14 protein-coding genes and 1 pseudogene are annotated in these 15,592 nt (G+C 66.4%); all 15 read left to right on the top strand.

Annotation, left to right across the window (positions count from 1 at the left end; genetic code table 11):
- Positions 1 to 33 precede the first annotated feature (33 nt).
- A pseudogene (locus DFR29_RS03425) lies at positions 34 to 552 on the top strand (sigma-70 family RNA polymerase sigma factor); the annotation flags it as partial.
- A complete protein-coding gene (locus tag DFR29_RS03420; RefSeq protein WP_133817164.1) occupies positions 549 to 1,271 on the top strand; it encodes a DUF3379 family protein in 723 nt (240 codons plus the stop codon). The pseudogene DFR29_RS03425 and the gene DFR29_RS03420, both read left to right, overlap by 4 nt.
- Positions 1,272 to 1,371: 100 nt before the next feature.
- Entirely contained in the window at positions 1,372 to 2,091 is a 720-nt protein-coding gene (locus DFR29_RS03415; RefSeq protein WP_133817163.1) for a glycosyltransferase family 2 protein, read from the top strand.
- Between the two features lie 178 nt (positions 2,092 to 2,269).
- Entirely contained in the window at positions 2,270 to 3,631 is a 1,362-nt protein-coding gene (locus DFR29_RS03410) for a hypothetical protein (protein ID WP_133817162.1), read from the top strand.
- A 118-nt stretch (positions 3,632 to 3,749) separates the two neighbouring features.
- Positions 3,750 to 5,108, top strand: a complete 1,359-nt coding sequence (locus DFR29_RS03405) for a hypothetical protein (protein ID WP_133817161.1) — start codon at positions 3,750 to 3,752, stop codon at positions 5,106 to 5,108.
- A gap of 79 nt (positions 5,109 to 5,187) precedes the next feature.
- Positions 5,188 to 6,882, top strand: a complete 1,695-nt coding sequence (ggt, locus tag DFR29_RS03400; protein WP_425598818.1) for a gamma-glutamyltransferase — start codon at positions 5,188 to 5,190, stop codon at positions 6,880 to 6,882.
- A 141-nt stretch (positions 6,883 to 7,023) separates the two neighbouring features.
- Positions 7,024 to 8,178, top strand: a complete 1,155-nt coding sequence (locus DFR29_RS03395; protein WP_133817159.1) for a hypothetical protein — start codon at positions 7,024 to 7,026, stop codon at positions 8,176 to 8,178.
- Positions 8,179 to 8,354: 176 nt separating this feature from the next.
- Positions 8,355 to 8,990 (top strand): ParA family protein, encoded by a 636-nt coding sequence (locus DFR29_RS03390; RefSeq protein ID WP_133817158.1) that lies wholly within the window; start codon positions 8,355 to 8,357, stop codon positions 8,988 to 8,990.
- Positions 8,991 to 9,068: 78 nt separating this feature from the next.
- Positions 9,069 to 10,781 (top strand): serine hydrolase domain-containing protein, encoded by a 1,713-nt coding sequence (locus tag DFR29_RS03385; protein ID WP_133817157.1) that lies wholly within the window; start codon positions 9,069 to 9,071, stop codon positions 10,779 to 10,781.
- Between the two features lie 66 nt (positions 10,782 to 10,847).
- Positions 10,848 to 11,318: a SixA phosphatase family protein gene (locus DFR29_RS03380; protein WP_133817156.1), complete on the top strand. Its 471-nt coding sequence runs from the start codon at positions 10,848 to 10,850 to the stop codon at positions 11,316 to 11,318.
- 40 nt (positions 11,319 to 11,358) lie between these two features.
- Positions 11,359 to 11,910, top strand: coding sequence for a YceI family protein (locus tag DFR29_RS03375; RefSeq protein ID WP_166653851.1), 552 nt, complete (start codon positions 11,359 to 11,361; stop codon positions 11,908 to 11,910).
- 7 nt (positions 11,911 to 11,917) lie between these two features.
- Positions 11,918 to 13,759 carry a phospholipase D-like domain-containing protein gene (locus DFR29_RS03370; RefSeq protein WP_133817154.1) on the top strand — a complete coding sequence of 614 codons (1,842 nt, stop codon included), beginning with the start codon at positions 11,918 to 11,920 and terminating at the stop codon, positions 13,757 to 13,759.
- 118 nt (positions 13,760 to 13,877) lie between these two features.
- Positions 13,878 to 14,456, top strand: coding sequence for a YkvA family protein (locus tag DFR29_RS03365; RefSeq protein WP_133817153.1), 579 nt, complete (start codon positions 13,878 to 13,880; stop codon positions 14,454 to 14,456).
- A 93-nt stretch (positions 14,457 to 14,549) separates the two neighbouring features.
- Complete coding sequence (locus tag DFR29_RS28970) at positions 14,550 to 15,137, top strand: hypothetical protein (protein WP_166653850.1); 588 nt, start codon at positions 14,550 to 14,552, stop codon at positions 15,135 to 15,137.
- 114 nt (positions 15,138 to 15,251) lie between these two features.
- A complete protein-coding gene (locus DFR29_RS03360; protein WP_166653849.1) occupies positions 15,252 to 15,590 on the top strand; it encodes a sigma-70 family RNA polymerase sigma factor in 339 nt (112 codons plus the stop codon).
- The last annotated feature ends 2 nt before the right edge of the window (positions 15,591 to 15,592 follow it).

The raw sequence follows: 15,592 nt of genomic DNA, 5'->3' as shown, positions 1-15,592 counted from the left end.
CCGCCCCGGTGAAAGCGATCCGCCCCGACGAGGGTCTGTATGCGCGTGAGTAGCCGACAACGCCAATTCGATGCCCTGGTCCGCGCCCATAACGGCGACCTCTACCGCTATGCCTATTGGCTCTGCGGCGATCCGGCCCTGGCGCAGGACCTGACCCAGGAAGCATTCCTGCGCGCCTGGCGCTCGCTCGATGCCCTGCGCGAAACCGATGCAGCCAAGGCCTGGCTGATCACTATCCTGCGGCGCGAACACGCCCGCCTGTACGAGCGCAAGAGCTTCGACACCACCGACATCAGCGAACTGGACCTGGACGACCGCGATTCGCTCAGCCCCGAGCAACTGGGCGAGGACTCCATCGTCCGCGCGGCCATGCTGCAGCTGGAACCCAAATACCGCGAGCCGCTGCTGTTGCAGGTGCTGGGCGGTTTCTCCTGCGAGGAGATTGCGCGCGAGCTGGACCTTGGTGCCGCGGCCGTCATGACCCAATTGTTCCGCGCCCGGCAGAAGCTCAAGGCCATGCTCAGTGGCGACCGCAGCGAGGCCCGCGCATGAACTGCCTTGAATACCGCCGCCTGCTCGGCAGCGATCCGCGCCGCGAAAGCGCGGAAATGCAGGCGCACCGGCGTGGCTGCAACGGCTGCTCCAGCCATCATGCCCAGGCGCTGGGCTTCGAGCTGGCGCTCAAGCGTGCCCTCAACGTAGCCGTGCCCGATGGCCTGGCCGAACGTATCCTGCTGGTACAGACCACGGCCGAGCGTGGCAGCAACGGCCGCCGCCGGCGCCAGCTGCGCTGGCTGGCCGTCGCCGCCGTGCTGGTTGCGGTAGTGGGCCTGAGCGTGTTTCAGCTGCGCGTGTTTGAACCGCTGCCGCAGCAGCTGATCGCCCATCTGGGCCACGAACCGGAATCGCTGCTCACCCATACCGCCCTGCCCGCGCAGGAAGTCGAGCAGCGCTTCGCCCAGCGCGGCGTGCCGCTGATTGGCCCGTTGCCTGAAGGCATCAGCTACGCCCAACCCTGTCCCGTAGGCATGCTGGCCTCGGTTCACATGGTCATGCCGGAACCAGAAGGGCCGGTGACCGTGTTCTACCTGCCGGGCCACGAGACCGAACGGGGCAATTTCGCCAGCGGCACCATGCACGTGCGGGCCGTGCCGATGGCAAAAGGCACGCTGGCCCTGGTCGCCGCTGATACGCGCCATTTCGACGCGCTGGAAGCGCGCTGGCGGCTGACACTGGAAGGCCGCGGCGACATTGCCGCCGGGGCGCTCTGACGGCGCCCCGGCGGCGTTGCGCCACTGCGACCAAACGCGCGTTTGGGCCTGGGCGTCGCTGCGGCGATAATGCGCGGCCTGTCCGTGCCGGATTCCTGCGATGCCCCAGCTTTCCGTGGTCGTGCCTGTGTTCAACGAGCGCGACAATGTCAAACCGCTGATCGACGAAATCGTCGCCGCCCTGCGCGGCCGGCAGGATTTCGAGATCGTCTATGTCGACGATTGCAGCAAGGACGACACACTGGCTGTGTTGCAGGGGCTGAAGGCACAGGTGCCCGAGCTGCGGGTGATCAAGCACATTTCGCAAAGTGGACAAAGTACGGCCGTGCGCAGCGGTGTCAAGGCCGCCCGCGGCACCTGGATCGCCACCCTCGACGGCGACGGCCAGAACGATCCGGCCGACATTCCCAAGCTGATCGCCGCGCGCGACGGTGGACCGGCCGAGGTGAAGCTCTACGCCGGCTGGCGCGTCCACCGCCAGGACACCGGCAGCAAGCGCTGGGCTTCCCGCATCGCCAATGCGATCCGCTCGCGCATGCTGCGCGACTCCACGCCGGATACGGGCTGCGGCATCAAGCTGTTCGACCGCGAGGCTTTCCTCGACCTGCCCTATTTCAACCACATGCACCGCTACCTGCCGGCGCTGATGCAGCGCTCGGGCTGGAAGACGGTGAGCGTGCCGGTGAATCATCGCGCGCGCAGTACCGGTGTATCGAAATACAATAATCTCAATCGCGCACTTGTCGGCATTGCCGACCTGCGCGGCGTGGCCTGGCTGATCCGTCGGGCCAAGCGCACGGCAGTCGAGGAAATCGGCTAGCGGCCAAGCCTCCCTTTGCGCCGGCCCGATCCTGCCGGGCGCCCTGTTCCGATTGATCCCTGATCTGCTGTCGCAAGCCCTGCAACAGGCGGCGGCGACACTGGCAACGTCCGTGCGGCGCGGCAATCGCGTCGCAGCATCAGTGGATCGGGGCAGGGAATTTCAACGGAGGAAACACATGGTCAAGCAATGCTTGTTCACCACGCTCGCCTGGGCAATGGCAGCTACGGCCCAGGCGCAGTCCTGGAGCAGTTTCATCAACGCCAGTCCGGTATTTCGCAGCACATTGGCGCCGGAACATGGCCTGGCGCTCGACGACGCAGGCGCCGTATTTGTCCAGGGCATGGACTGGCGCGAGGTTTCCGGTACCGAATTCAGCCATCTGTACGCGCTGAACGACCAGGGCGGCCATGCCTATATGTGGGGACTGGTCGGCCGTTCCGGCTGGACCGACAGCAGCTTCGTCTCACGCGGCTTCCACGCGTTTCGCGGCGAGCGCGTGGCCTGGTACGAAACCGGACCAGCGGCGCAGCCGTTCGACCTGATCTGGGCTTTTCCGCAGGGCAGCCATTACGGCACGGAACTGCGCCTGCAACGCCTCGGCGGCGACGAGGTCATCGATGTCGCCGGCGATGGCAGCGGCGGTGTACTGGTGGTGCGCCGGCGTGGCGAGTTCGGCCCTTCTGGCCCGTTGCCGCACTACACCCTGGCGCGCTACGCCGGTGGTTCGAACTGGCCGCAGTGGGAACAGCCCATCGGCCATTGCGCGCCGGGCGAGCTGGAACTGACGCGCGAGCGCATCGATTTCGCGCTGGATGCGCACAACCCCAGTGCTTCCGCCGTGCATCTGCTCGGCCGCTGCGACACCGGTTTCGGCAATCCCGACCTGCATTTCGTACAGCGCTTCGATCTGGATGGCACAAGTAGCGGCTACTGGGACTTCAATTCCGGCGTGTCGCAGGCAGACATCGTCGCCTGGCACCGGCTCGGCGGCGGTGCCTGGCTGCTCGAACAGGCGGTAGGCGTTGCCGGAGGCGAGCGCCAGCTGCTCGTAGCCGACGCGCAGCATGGCGTGCAGCCCTTGCCCTGGTGGAGCGGCGCGCCGCTGCAGGTCGACGCGGTCGAGCGAGGCGCGCTGGTCAGCGCACCGCCCTGGCCGGGATCGCCCGACCAGATCGTCGCCAGCGTCCGGCGGGGCGACGGCTTGCCGTCGCCGCCCGCGCAACTGACGGACCTGCGTTTCCATCCGGGTCTGGCGCAGATTTCCGCCCAGGACGCGCAATGGAGCAGCGACGCCTTCGGCAACCGCGTCCTGGTTTACCGCAACCTGGCACCGGCCGACGACAGCATCACCATCGCGGCCTACGGTCAGGACACTGCCCTGCTGTCCCAGCGCCTCATCGATCGCGTACCGGCCGATGCACGTGCGCAGCTGCGTCCCGCAGGCGCCAGCGGTGACATCGTGCTGGCGATTGATCGCCAGCACGAGGACGGTCGCGAAGGCATCCAGCTGCTGCGCTTCTCCGCGGCCAATCCGTAGCTCCGCAAGGTCCGGCGCTCTGCCGCAGCCAGCGGCAGACCGCCTCCGCACCGGCTCTTGCGCGCCACAAGCCAGTTTCATGCTGCATTCTCCATCACTGAACAAGGAGAGGAATTCCATGAAGGCTTTTGCTACGGCAGCGGCATTGCTGTTGCTGCTACCGCTCGCCCCACTGGCCCAGGCGCAAAGCTGGAGCCAGCTGCTGGGCGATCTGCCTGCCCAATCCGTTGCCTTGGCCACGCGCCAGGCGCTGGCCGTCGACCACGAGGGCCAGATCCACGTTCAGACCGCCCAGGTCGCCGGCAACGGTGCCCGCACGGGCCGGCTCTACACCCTCGATGGCTACGGCAATCCGCTGCCTGGCCTGTCGACCCTGGTGCCGCTTGCTGCCGTCGGCGTGGCGCGTGCGGTCGACGCGCGCAGCGGCTATCGCCTGAGCTGGTACGAATACGGCACGCAGCCGCTGGTTTTCTTCTACGACCCGGGCGAGGCCGTCCACGACCGCTCCATCAGCTTCGGCCTTGGCGTCGCGCTCAACCTGCTGGTCAGCGATGGCAACGACGGTGCCGTCGTGGTGTACGAAGATGCGGCGATTGCCGGCAAGCCGCGCGTAAGCCTGCTCGGCGGCGCAAGTTTCTTCCGCTGGTCGCGCCTGATCGGCGGCTGCCCGGCCAACGATTTCCTGCCGGTCAAGGTGCTCGCCGCCGACTTTGTCGTCGAACCGGTTCCCTATGTCGCCGTCGTCACGCGCTGCGAAGCATCGGCGGCGCAGGGCGGCGGACGCATTACGCTCAAGTATGTCGATGCCGTCAGCGGCGACACCCTGAGCACGCGCAGCAGCTGGCCGTATGCCGGCAATGACGATCCCGTCGTCGCTGCCCATGCCATCGGTGCAGGCCGCTTTCTGGTCGAGCAGGCCGATAGCCTGAGCGGTGACCGCAGCGTGCGTGTGGTCGGCATCAACGGCGAGAACGGCGTCTTGCCCATGCCGGCAAATTTCCGGCTGCAGCCGTCCGTCCGTTCCGCCGGTGTCACGCTGATCCCGACCATCGACCAGGAGCGCCGCAATCTCGGCCTGCTGCAGTTCGGCGCGAAGCACGGCGACTGGGTCGAGTACCCGGAACTGGCCGATCTGGCCGACCTTGATCTGGCCTGGGGCGCCATCCCTGAAGGTGCCGGCGCGGTGGCGTACAAGCTGCCCCAGGCCGACGGGCGCGGACCGGTGCAGGTGCTGACGTTCGATGCACGCGGACGCGTGATGTCGCGGCGTACGGTCGACAGCCTGCCGACGCATGCGGGCGGCCGTATCGAATTGCTCGGTGCCGGTGGCGACCAGTTGCTGCTGGCCATCGACGTGGAGCGCGCCGACGGGCGTGGTGCCGTATACGTCGAACAGTTCGGCGTGGTTGCGGACACAGGCACGATTCCCTTGCCGTCGGGAGGCGTCGTCGCGCCGCCGCCGCCGGCCGGCGAATGAGCCGGGGCGCGCCGTCCGACACATGGACGGCGCGCCCGCTGCGCTTATGCTCGGCGCTTCCATTCCGGGAGTACGCCGCATGTCGCGCCTGACCGTTGCTGTCCTTCTGCTGTTGCCGCTGGCCGCCGGGGCGGCCGACCGCGTCACCGGCAAAGCCTTCGCCACCCGCTCCGAAGTCATCGCGCCGCACGGCATGGTGGCCACCTCGCAACCGCTGGCCACGCAGATCGGCGTGGATATCCTGCAAAAGGGCGGTAGCGCACTGGATGCGGCCATCGCCGCGAACGCGGCGCTGGGCCTGATGGAACCGACCGGCAGCGGCATCGGCGGCGACCTGTTCGCCATCGTCTGGGATGCCAAGACGCAGAAGCTCTACGGCTACAACGGTTCCGGCCGTTCGCCCGCCTCGCTCACGCTGGACTATTTCCAGCAGCAAGGGCTCAAGGACATCCCGCCGACCGGCCCCCTGCCGGTATCCGTGCCGGGCTGCGTCGACGCCTGGTTCGCCCTGCACGACAAATTCGGCCACCTGCCGATGAAAGAGCTGCTCGCGCCGACCATCGCCTACGCGCGCGACGGGTTTCCGGTCAGCGAACTGATTGCCTACTACTGGCAGCGCTCGGTGCCGCGCCTGTCGCAGTATCCGGGCTTCAAGGAACAGTTCACCCGCGACGGCAAGGCGCCGGACAAGGGCGAGCGCTGGCGCAATCCGAACCTGGCCAACACCCTGGAAAGCATCGCCAAGGGCGGCCGCGACGCGTTCTACAAAGGCCGCATTGCGACGGCTATCGGTGCCTATATGAAGGCCAACCAGGGTTTTCTCAGCGCCGAGGACCTTGCCGCCCACCGCGGCGAATGGGTCGAGCCGCTGTCGACCAACTACCGCGGCTACGATGTGTGGGAACTGCCGCCGAACGGCCAGGGCGTGGCTGCGCTGACCATGCTGAACATTCTTGAAAACTACGATTTCAGGAAAATAGAATTCGGCAGTATTGAACATGTTCACCTGTTCACAGAAGCGAAGAAGCTTGCCTTCGCCGACCGCGCGCAGTACTTCGCCGACCCGGCCATGGCCAAGCTGCCGCTGAAGGGGCTGGTGTCCAAGGACTATGCGGCACAGCGGCGCCAGCTGATCGGTGCCACGGCAGCCAGGTCGGTAGATGCCGGCCATCCGCCGCTCAACGATGGCGACACCATCTACCTCACCACCGCGGACAAGGACGGCAACATGGTGTCGCTGATCCAGTCCAACTACCGCGGCATGGGCTCGGGCATGGCGCCGGCGGATCTGGGCTTCATCCTGCAGGACCGCGGCGAGATGTTCGTGCTCAAGCCCGGCCATGCCAATTCCTATGCACCGGGCAAGCGTCCGTTCCACACCATCATCCCGGCCTTCGTCACCAAGGGCGGCAAGCCCTGGCTCAGCTTCGGCGTGATGGGCGGCGCGATGCAGCCCCAGGGCCACGTACAGATCGTCATGAACCTGATCGATTTCGGCATGAACCTGCAGGAAGCCGGCGATGCGCCACGCATCCAGCACGACGGTTCTACCGAACCCACCGGCCAGGCCACGGCCATGAGCGACGGCGGCGAGATCAACCTGGAAACCGGCTACAGCTGGGAAACCGTGCGCGGCCTGATGCAGAAAGGCCACAAGGTCACCTACGCCGACGGCCCCTACGGCGGCTACCAGGCAATAGCCTGGGATGCGCAGAACAAGGTCTGGATCGGTGCGTCGGAAGGACGCAAGGACGGACAGGCGGCGGGCTACTGATCATCTTCGGCGCGGTATTGCGGTAGGGGTATTCGACGCAGGGCCATGCAGCGGAGAACAGGAGTCCGCCGCTGCTCGCCTCAGCCGGGCAAGGATGCCGGCATGGCCGCTGCTTCTCGATTCCCGCGGAGAGTGCCAATCATGTTCACGCGAATTGCCGTCTGTCTGTCCCTGGCCCTGCTCGCGCAGGCGTCGCTTGCCGCAGTGCCGTCGCCGCCGGAAGCCTCCGCAGCGGAAACCGCGCACGCCGAGCAGGAAGCGAAGGCCGCCTACCAGCGCCATCTGGCCAGCATGCGCGAGGCCGTACTGCCCGTTTACCTCAAGCTGCGCGAAAGCAGTGCACCGCGTGACTGGATGCTTGCCTCGCAACTGTGGCCGCTGGACGAGAACGACCCGCTCAGCAGCCATGCCGCCCGTGCCGAACTGCTGCGCAATGCCGTCGCGGCGGCGCCCGACGACGTGATCGTGCAATGGGTGGGGATGACGGCCCGGACCAGCGGCGGCAGCGGATGTTCGGCGCCAGCGCAGCTACCGGCGAACATGGACAACGTGCTGCGCCTGGAAGGCGACAACGGCATCGCCTGGCTGCCCGTACTGCGTCAGGCCTACCAGGACAAGGATGCGCTGGGCGTCGATTCCGCCCTGTCGCGCATGGCCGCGGCGACGCGCTTCGACGACCATGCAAACGAGCATGCCCAGCTGCTGGTCACGCTGTATGAGCAGAATCCGCAGATGGTCGCGTCGCGGAGCGACGGGGAAACCGTGGGTGGTCTGGATGCGAATGTCAGCATGGCGATGATGATGGCGCACTCGACGGCGCCGTCGCTGTATCTGCTGGAGACGGTCTGCGACCGCGCCCAGAAGCCGGCGGTAGAGCCACGCCGTTTTTCCATCTGTGCCGACATCGGGCGCCAACTGAGCGCACATGGCAAGAGTTTTGGCCTGCGCGAGCAGGGCCGTAGCCTGCTGCGCAAACTCGGCGAAGTCGACCCGAACGCCGATGAATCCAGGCGCGAGATGGCCTACCTTGCCTGGGCAATGGGACGCTCCCCTGACCAGACACAGCTCAACGCCATCGTACGCGACGAATGGCTGCGCACTGGCGATGAAGTACAGGCCGCCCGCGCCGTAGTCAGGGCATTGGGCCTGCCGTTGACGCCACCGGCCATGTGGCAGATGCCGGCCGAGTTTGCCGAGGCGTTCGACGCAGCGGAATCCGATCAGACGCTGGAGGATACCGACGACGACGAGACAAACGAGGACGACGGCCCGGCAACCGAATCCGAACCGGACTGAGTCAGGCCGCGGGCGGCCGCCCCGGCGCTTGCCGATGCCGCAAGGCCCGGGCGGCGGGGTCCCCCGCACCACCGCCGCGGCTGCCGCACTCGTAGCGAACTTCGACCGTCATCAATGTGCAGCCTTGTGCACACGGTGTACCCTGCAGGGCGTTCAGCCCCTGCGAGGACGCTTCGATGCTGAAAGTCCTGTTGGCAAGTTGCAAAGGCGGTAGCGGCAAGACCACGCTGGCGACGCACCTGGCGGCGCATTACGCCGTCGACGGCAAGAACACCGTGCTGGTCGATGCCGACCGCCTGGGTTCCAGCCGGCACTGGTGCGAACGCCGCGCCGGCCTGGCCAGCGCCGTATTGCCTATCGACGGTACCAAGCGCAACTGGCGCGAACGCCTGCCCGATGGGGTCGATCGCGTCGTCATCGATACGGCTGCCGGCATCACCGCCGAGGAAGTCGAGGAACTGCTGAACTTCGTCGACGCCGTGATCGTGCCGGTGCTGCCCTCGCCGTTCGATCTGGAAGCGGTCAGGCCGTTCGTCGAGCAGGTCGCTGGCCTGAGCCGCGTCAAGCGCGGCAAGGTGGCTGCTGGCGTGGTCGGCAACCGCCTGCGGCCATGGACCCATGCCAGCCAGCTGGCGCTGGAAGAAATGCAGCAATTCGCCCTGCCGCTGGTGGCCCAGCTGCGCGATACCCAGGGCTACGTCGTGGCGACCGGGTTGGGCAAAAGCCTGTTCGACTATCACTCCGAAAGCGTGCGTTCGCACCAGGACGACTGGAAGCCGTTGTTCAAATGGCTGAAGAAGCAGCGCCCCTGAGCGCGTGAGCGGCGTCGCTGCGTAGTCTCTACACTGCGTCTTCGCAAAATCGTTACGCCGACCGGTCACACTGCGGCCATGTCCTGGTATCGCTATTGCCTGCTATTGCTGTGTCTGCTGCCCGCCCTGGCCTGGGCGGATGAACCGCTGCTTCAGGTGCAGCAGAAATTGCGGCCGGAATTTCAAAGCCTGGCCGGCTCGCGCAAAGTGCCGGGACTGTCTATCGCCCTGGTCGTCGACGGCCGGGCGCGCTGGGTAGAAAGCTTCGGCTATGCGGATCGCAACCTGCGCAGGCCGCTGCGCAACGACTCGCGCCACAACCTTGGCGATCTCAGCAAGATCTTCGTCGCCGCCCTGGCTGCGCGCCTGGCCGCTGCCGGCAAGGTCGACCTGGCAGTGCCGCTGACGCGCTACCTGCCGGACCTGCGCATCGCCGGCGGCGATACCGCCGCCGTCAACCTGACCCGGCTGCTGACCCACCACGCTGGCCTGCCTGCCAACCAGCTTGCCGGCATGTACTACGAAGCCGGCACGGCCGCCGGGGTTGCCTCGCTGCCGCCCCAGGCGCTGTATTTCGCCCAGCCGCCCGGCAGCGTCTATGCCTATTCCAATATCGGCCTGGAGCTGGCCGCCCAGGCGCTCGCCGCGGCGGGTGCCGCCAGCTATGCCCAGCTGCTGCAGGACCAGGTTCTGACACCGCTGGGCCTGGTCCAGACCGGCTTCGCCCCCCGCGAGGACGATGCGCAAGGCCACCGCAAGGGCAAGCCGATAGCACCGCCCGTACTGGCGCGGGAACAGGCCGCCCTGGGCCTGCGCGGCAGCATTGCTGACCTGGCCCGCCTGGCCGAACAGCTCACTGCGCCGGTGCCGCAGCTGGATCTGTCATCGCTGCTGCAGCCGTACAACCGCGACAGTCTGCTGGACCTGGACTACCGCAATGGCCTGGCGTTTTCGCTGTTCGCCGATCGACGGCCACAGGTCGGTACGCTTGCGCGTCTGAGCTCGCTGTATCCCGGCGCACGCGGCCGCATCGACATCGCGCTGGACCAGCGCACCGCTGTCATCGTGCTGGCCAATGGCGCCGACGCCGGCGATGCGGTCGACGAAACCATCGACGCCCTGCTCGATGCCTGGCTGCAAGCCGCCCACGCCATTGCCCCGCGCGAAGCCAAGGCCGGCCTGCCTGTCCGGGCCGAGTGGCCGGCGGCGGCCAGGCCTGACAGCGCGGCGCGCTATTACTCCAGCGCGGCCGGCCTGGTCGCGCTGACCCCCGATGGCGACGACTTCGATGTGCGCGTACTCGGCCTGCGCTTCAGCGCCGAGCGGCGCGACGACGGCTGGTTCCGCCTGCATCTGCGCCTGCTCGGCGTACCGCTGGACCTGGGGCCGCTGCGCCGCGTACTGGTGGCACCGGCCGTGGTGGCGCAGCAGCGCGTGCTGATCGTCTGGGCGGCGCGGCGCAGTTACCTGATCGGCAGCGCCTGGCAGCCGCCGCCACTGCCGGCGGCAGTGCAGGCGCTGGCCGGCAGCTACCGCCTGCTCAATCCCGACAGCCTGACCACCGAGCTTGGCATCGCCCGGCTGCAGCTGGAACTCGACGACGGCGTGCTCAGCGCCAGCTATCCGCTGGACATTCCGCTGCTCAGGACGCGGGTGCCGCTGCAGCCGGAAGGGGACGACGCGCTGCGCGTGCCGGGCATCGGCTCTATCGTCGGCGAGCGGCTGCGGCTGGAACGCGCCGACGGCCGGACCCGGCTGCATTACTCCGGCTATGTGTTCGAACGCGAATGATGGTCGCCACAGCGCCGCGGCCATGGTGCAACATAAGAGCCTCACGACAGGCGAGGAAGCCAAGCCATGCATGAACTGATCCTGCTGCGACACGCGCACGCTAGCAACGCCGCGCCCGAACAGGCCGACGCCGAGCGCACGCTCAGCCTTACCGGCGAGGCGGAAGCCGAAGCCGCCGCAGCCTGGCTGAGGTCCAGCGGAGCGCGTCCGCAACGGGTGCTGTGTTCGCCCTCGGCGCGCACGCGGCAAACCCTGGAGCGCGTGCTCGCCCGGCTGGAGTACTCCGATACGCGCTACGAGCCGAGCATCTACGAAGCCACGGCCGGCGACCTGATGGGCCTGCTCGACCAGCACAAGGACGCCGGCCAGGTACTGCTGGTCGGCCACAACCCCGGCATCGAGACCCTGGTGGCGCTGCTCGCCACCGGCCAGTCCGGTGAATTCCGCGGCATGCCGCCCTCGGGTATCGCCTGGCTGGAAATCGCCGGCGATATAGAGCCGGGCGCCGGCAGCCTCAAAGCCTTCTGGTCGCCTTAAGCCATCCACGCCCATGCCGGCACTGCGCCTTGGCGCCTGCATGGGCGCCCTGCTGTGGGGAGTGGCCGCGTCCGCCGTCGCGGCCGAGCGCGTCGCCCTGGACCCACGGCGCTCCAGCGCCGAATTCGAGATCCGCGCCATGTGGATGTTCGATGTCGGCGGACGTTTCGGCGATGTCAGCGGCGAAGTCGAGATCGATCGCGAAGCACGCAGCGTCAAGGTATGGGCGCGCATCGGCGTGGCCGACGTGAGCATGCGCCGCGACAGCTACGAGGCCTGGGTCAAGTCGGCCGAGTTCTTCGATGCGGCGCGCTACCCGCAGATCGTGTTCGAATCCGAACCGTTTCCCCTGGCTACGCTGGACCTGGGCGGCGACATCGTCGGCAGCCTGACCCTGCGCGGCAGCACCCAGCCCATGCGCTTTGCGCTACGGCCCTCGGAATGTCCCGGCCAGGCCGCGCTGAGCTGTCCGGTCGTCGCCGACGGCAGCCTGCAGCGCAGCGAATTCGGCATGCGCACACGCCGCGCCACCCTGGCAGACAAGGTACGCCTGCACCTGAGCGTGTCGGCAACCCAAGCAGCAACGGATTGAATTGATCATGCGGAAAGGATTCCTGCCCCTGCTTCTGGCGCTGCTGGGAGCGAGCCTGCTGCTCGGCGGCTGCACCCTGTCGCGCGAGCGCGTGCGCAAGGCCGATGCGGTGATCGAACAGCTGCGCGACCATGAGATCAGTTGCGCGCGCGCCGACCACTGCGCCACCTATTCGCCCTACCACGAGCTGTACCGCGAAAGTGCTGCCTCGGCCACGCCGCTGCACTTCGTCACCCTGCTCGACCACGGCGCCGATTCGCTGGCCCTGCGCCTGCACCTGGTGCGCAGCGCGCGCAAAAGCATCGAAGTACAGACCTTCATCTTCGCCGCCGACGACTCCGGCTACCTGTTCCTGGACGAGCTGATCAAGGCTGCACGGCGCGGCGTGAAGGTGCGTGTCATTGCCGACCAGATGTTTTCCCTCGGCGACTACAGCCTGCTCGCGCGGCTGGCGCGGGCGCATGCGAATTTCGAACTGCGCCTGTACAACCCTACCTTCGACGATGGCACCACGCAGCCGCTGGAATTTGCTGCCAGCATCGTCTGCTGTTTTTTCAAGTTCAACCAGCGCATGCACAACAAGCTGTTGCTGATCGACGGCGAAACCGGCGTCGCCGGCGGACGCAACTACGAAGACCGCTATTTCGACTGGGATCCGGAGTTCGACTACCGCGACCGCGACGTGCTGGTCACCGGCGTGCGTGCCGGCGCGCAGATGCAGGCCTCGTTCGAACAGTTCTGGAAGCACCAGCGCACGCGCGGCATGACCCAGCTCAAGGACGTCAACCGCCGTCTGCTGCAGACCGAACGCGATCCGCCGCCGCCCTGGGACATGCCGCCGTGGGTGCGGCCGCTGCGCGTGGAAGCGATCTCGCGTCAGGCCGACGACTGGAACTGGGTCGCCAGCACATTTGTCGCGCCCAGCTTCCGCGTCGCCGACGTGGACTACTTCTCCGATTCGCCGAACAAGCCGCTGGAACCGGAAAACAAGGCGGACAAGGCGCTGACCCGGCGCATCATCACCCTGCTCGAAGGCGCCGAACACGAGATCGTGCTGCAGACACCCTACCTCGTCATCAGCCGGCCGGCGCGGCGTGTTTTCCGTGAACTGCGCGAACGCAAGCCTGAGCTGCGCGTCATCGTCTCGACCAATTCGCTGGCCGCGACCGATGCGTTCTACGTCTATGCGCTTTCGCACAAATATAAAAAACGCTACATCAAGCACCTCGGTTTCGAGATCCACGAATTCAAGCCGTTTCCCGCCGACGCGGCACTGCTGATTCCCGGCTATGCCGAACTCACGGCGCTGAAGCAGCAGGGCGAGCAGACCGTGGACACCGGCGCGGAACAGCTGGACATGCCGGCACCCGTGGAGCAGACAACCGGCCCGCGCCTGGGCATGCACGCCAAATCCATCGTCATCGACGAACGCATAAGCCTGATCGGCTCGCACAATTTCGACCCGCGTTCGGACAACTACAACACCGAATCGGGATTCATCATCCACGACGTACCTTTCGCCGCCGCCCTGCGCAAATCCATCCTGCGCGACACCGAACCGCAGAATGCGTGGGTGATTGCGCGACGGCCGCGGCCGCTGCTGCTGGAGCGGCTCAACAACGCCATGAACGATTTTTCCGCCGCCCTGCCCCTGTTCGATTTCTGGCCGTTCCGCTACGCCACCAGCTTCGAGCTGAAACCGGGCTGCGCGCCGCTGCGTCCGAGCGATCCCGGCTTCTACGACTGCTATGAGCCCGTCGGCGATTTCCCCGGCGTCGACCTGCCGCTGAAAAGCATCTATACGCGCATCGTGACGGCCTTCGGCGCCGGTCTGGTCGGCATCCTGTAGACGTCTGCGGCGGGTACTGCGGCCCTCTGCCGAACCGCGCGAATCCGCCAACTGTTCAATTGACGCCAAACCCCTGCACTGGCTAGTCTGCGAGGTCTCCGCAGCCTGAAGACCAGCCATGTCTCTGACCATTACCATCGAACTCGGCGACGCCGATCTGCAGCATTTCATCGACGGCATGAAGAAGGCGCAGGAGGAGACCAAGCACCTCAGCGCCCAGCAGGTCACCGATGCCGCGCGCAAGCTGCTGGCGGACTCCGCCAACGTGCAGGTGCCGCACTTCATCGCCGAACGCCTGGCCAAGCTCGACGCCATGATCGCCATGGTCCACGACGCCGGCTGGGCCCTGCCGGACGAGGACAAGGTGCGCGTCCTGTCGGCCCTGACCTATTTCGCCGATCCCAAGGACGTCATTCCCGACACCGTGCCGGTGCTGGGTTTCCTCGACGATGCCATCATGATCGAGCTGTGCGTACGCGAGCTCAAGCATGAACTCGACGCCTACGACGACTTCTGCGATTTCCGCAATGCCGAAGCCGGTCGCCTCGGTGTAGACCCGGCCAGCCACGAAGTACAGCGTGCGCAATGGCTGGAAGGCCGCCGCGAAGAACTGCAGGACCGCATGCGTCGCCGCCGCCGCGATTCCTACAGCGGTTCGGGCGGTTCGTGGAAACCGGCGCTGTTCAAGTTCGGCTGAGTGGTGCGCTAGTACACCGTTACAGTATTTGTTTGCCCGGAGTGCTGTCCGGCGAATCCAAAAAACCCCCGGAATCCTTCCGGGGGTTTTTTGTTGGGTATGCGTGGCGGAGCTGCCGGCGGCATCGCCGCTGTCGTTTGCGCCAGCCGGCGTCTGACTATATATTTCCACTATGATTTTAAATGGCAAATAGTACTTTATCTATACCGCCGCGCCATCGAAGCCAACGAAAAAATCCGCTCGCAGACGCAGGGTGATGGGCCTGTCTCGGACCAACCGCGGGAGAGCGGCAAAAGCTGGCGGCGATACTGGCTCAGTTCGCTCTACACGCCGCTTTTTTGCGGGAATCGGCATACGTACGAGTACGCCTGCCAACTTGCACCGCCGCAAAAAACGCGAAGAAGTTCGCTGTCGGAAGTGCCGCACGTTTCCGTAGTGGCGCAGCAGTCATCGTTGCGTCCATCGGCACGGAGTCAGGGCCCGACCGCGCTGCCCGGGCCGCAGGCCGCTGCAAACGAAGAGCAAGCCATGAACGACGTATCGCCGGGCACCATCGTCGTTGCGACGCCGCCCGTACATTCCACTCAACTGCTGCTGTCGCGCATCCACGATGGCGACAGCGCCGCATGCGAAGAACTCGTGCGCCGGGTGTTGCCCCTGTTCCAGCGCTGGGCCGGCTAGACGAATTCGAATCGGTGCACCCCGGCGCATCCTTAACCTATCTGTGGCAGATCCTCATCAATACCGAATACCGTGCGCTGTACCCTGGGCACCGAGGCTCGTGCTGGCATTGCCGTGGCGGTCGAAGACGCACAGAACGAACTGGTCGACCAGGGCTCGGCGCTGGAGCGCATCGTCGGCCGCGACAATCTGTTCGCCTACGAACAAGCGCTGGCCGGCCTGCCGCCGCAACATCAGGCGCTGGTGGTGATGCGCTTCGAATTCGGCATGAGCTTCGTGGAAATTGGCGCCGAGCTTGGCGAAACGCCGGATGGTGTCCGGATCAAGCTCTCCCGCGTGCTTAACAAGATGGTGACGGCCATCGGCGGCGGAGATGGAGAAGGCGACGACTCTGCAAAACCTGCTGCAGCGCCTGCTGGATTTCGGCGTCGGCAAGCTGCTGGCCGGCAATGACA

This window comes from Tahibacter aquaticus, assembly GCF_004363655.1.
In the GTDB taxonomy this organism is placed as follows: Bacteria; Pseudomonadota; Gammaproteobacteria; order Xanthomonadales; family Rhodanobacteraceae; genus Tahibacter; species Tahibacter aquaticus.
Note: the sequence above shows the minus strand (reverse complement) of the source record. Positions and strands in the feature narration are given on the sequence as shown.

Bases quoted from the DNA above. Each gene is read 5' to 3' on its own strand.
- DFR29_RS03420 (WP_133817164.1), top strand. From the start codon at position 549: ATGAACTGCCTTGAATACCGCCGCCTGCTCGGCAGCGATCCGCGCCGC.
- DFR29_RS03415 (WP_133817163.1), top strand. From the start codon at position 1,372: ATGCCCCAGCTTTCCGTGGTCGTGCCTGTGTTCAACGAGCGCGACAAT.
- DFR29_RS03410 (WP_133817162.1), top strand. From the start codon at position 2,270: ATGGTCAAGCAATGCTTGTTCACCACGCTCGCCTGGGCAATGGCAGCT.
- DFR29_RS03405 (WP_133817161.1), top strand. From the start codon at position 3,750: ATGAAGGCTTTTGCTACGGCAGCGGCATTGCTGTTGCTGCTACCGCTC.
- ggt (WP_425598818.1), top strand. From the start codon at position 5,188: ATGTCGCGCCTGACCGTTGCTGTCCTTCTGCTGTTGCCGCTGGCCGCC.
- DFR29_RS03395 (WP_133817159.1), top strand. From the start codon at position 7,024: ATGTTCACGCGAATTGCCGTCTGTCTGTCCCTGGCCCTGCTCGCGCAG.
- DFR29_RS03390 (WP_133817158.1), top strand. From the start codon at position 8,355: ATGCTGAAAGTCCTGTTGGCAAGTTGCAAAGGCGGTAGCGGCAAGACC.
- DFR29_RS03385 (WP_133817157.1), top strand. From the start codon at position 9,069: ATGTCCTGGTATCGCTATTGCCTGCTATTGCTGTGTCTGCTGCCCGCC.
- DFR29_RS03380 (WP_133817156.1), top strand. From the start codon at position 10,848: ATGCATGAACTGATCCTGCTGCGACACGCGCACGCTAGCAACGCCGCG.
- DFR29_RS03375 (WP_166653851.1), top strand. From the start codon at position 11,359: ATGGGCGCCCTGCTGTGGGGAGTGGCCGCGTCCGCCGTCGCGGCCGAG.
- DFR29_RS03370 (WP_133817154.1), top strand. From the start codon at position 11,918: ATGCGGAAAGGATTCCTGCCCCTGCTTCTGGCGCTGCTGGGAGCGAGC.
- DFR29_RS03365 (WP_133817153.1), top strand. From the start codon at position 13,878: ATGTCTCTGACCATTACCATCGAACTCGGCGACGCCGATCTGCAGCAT.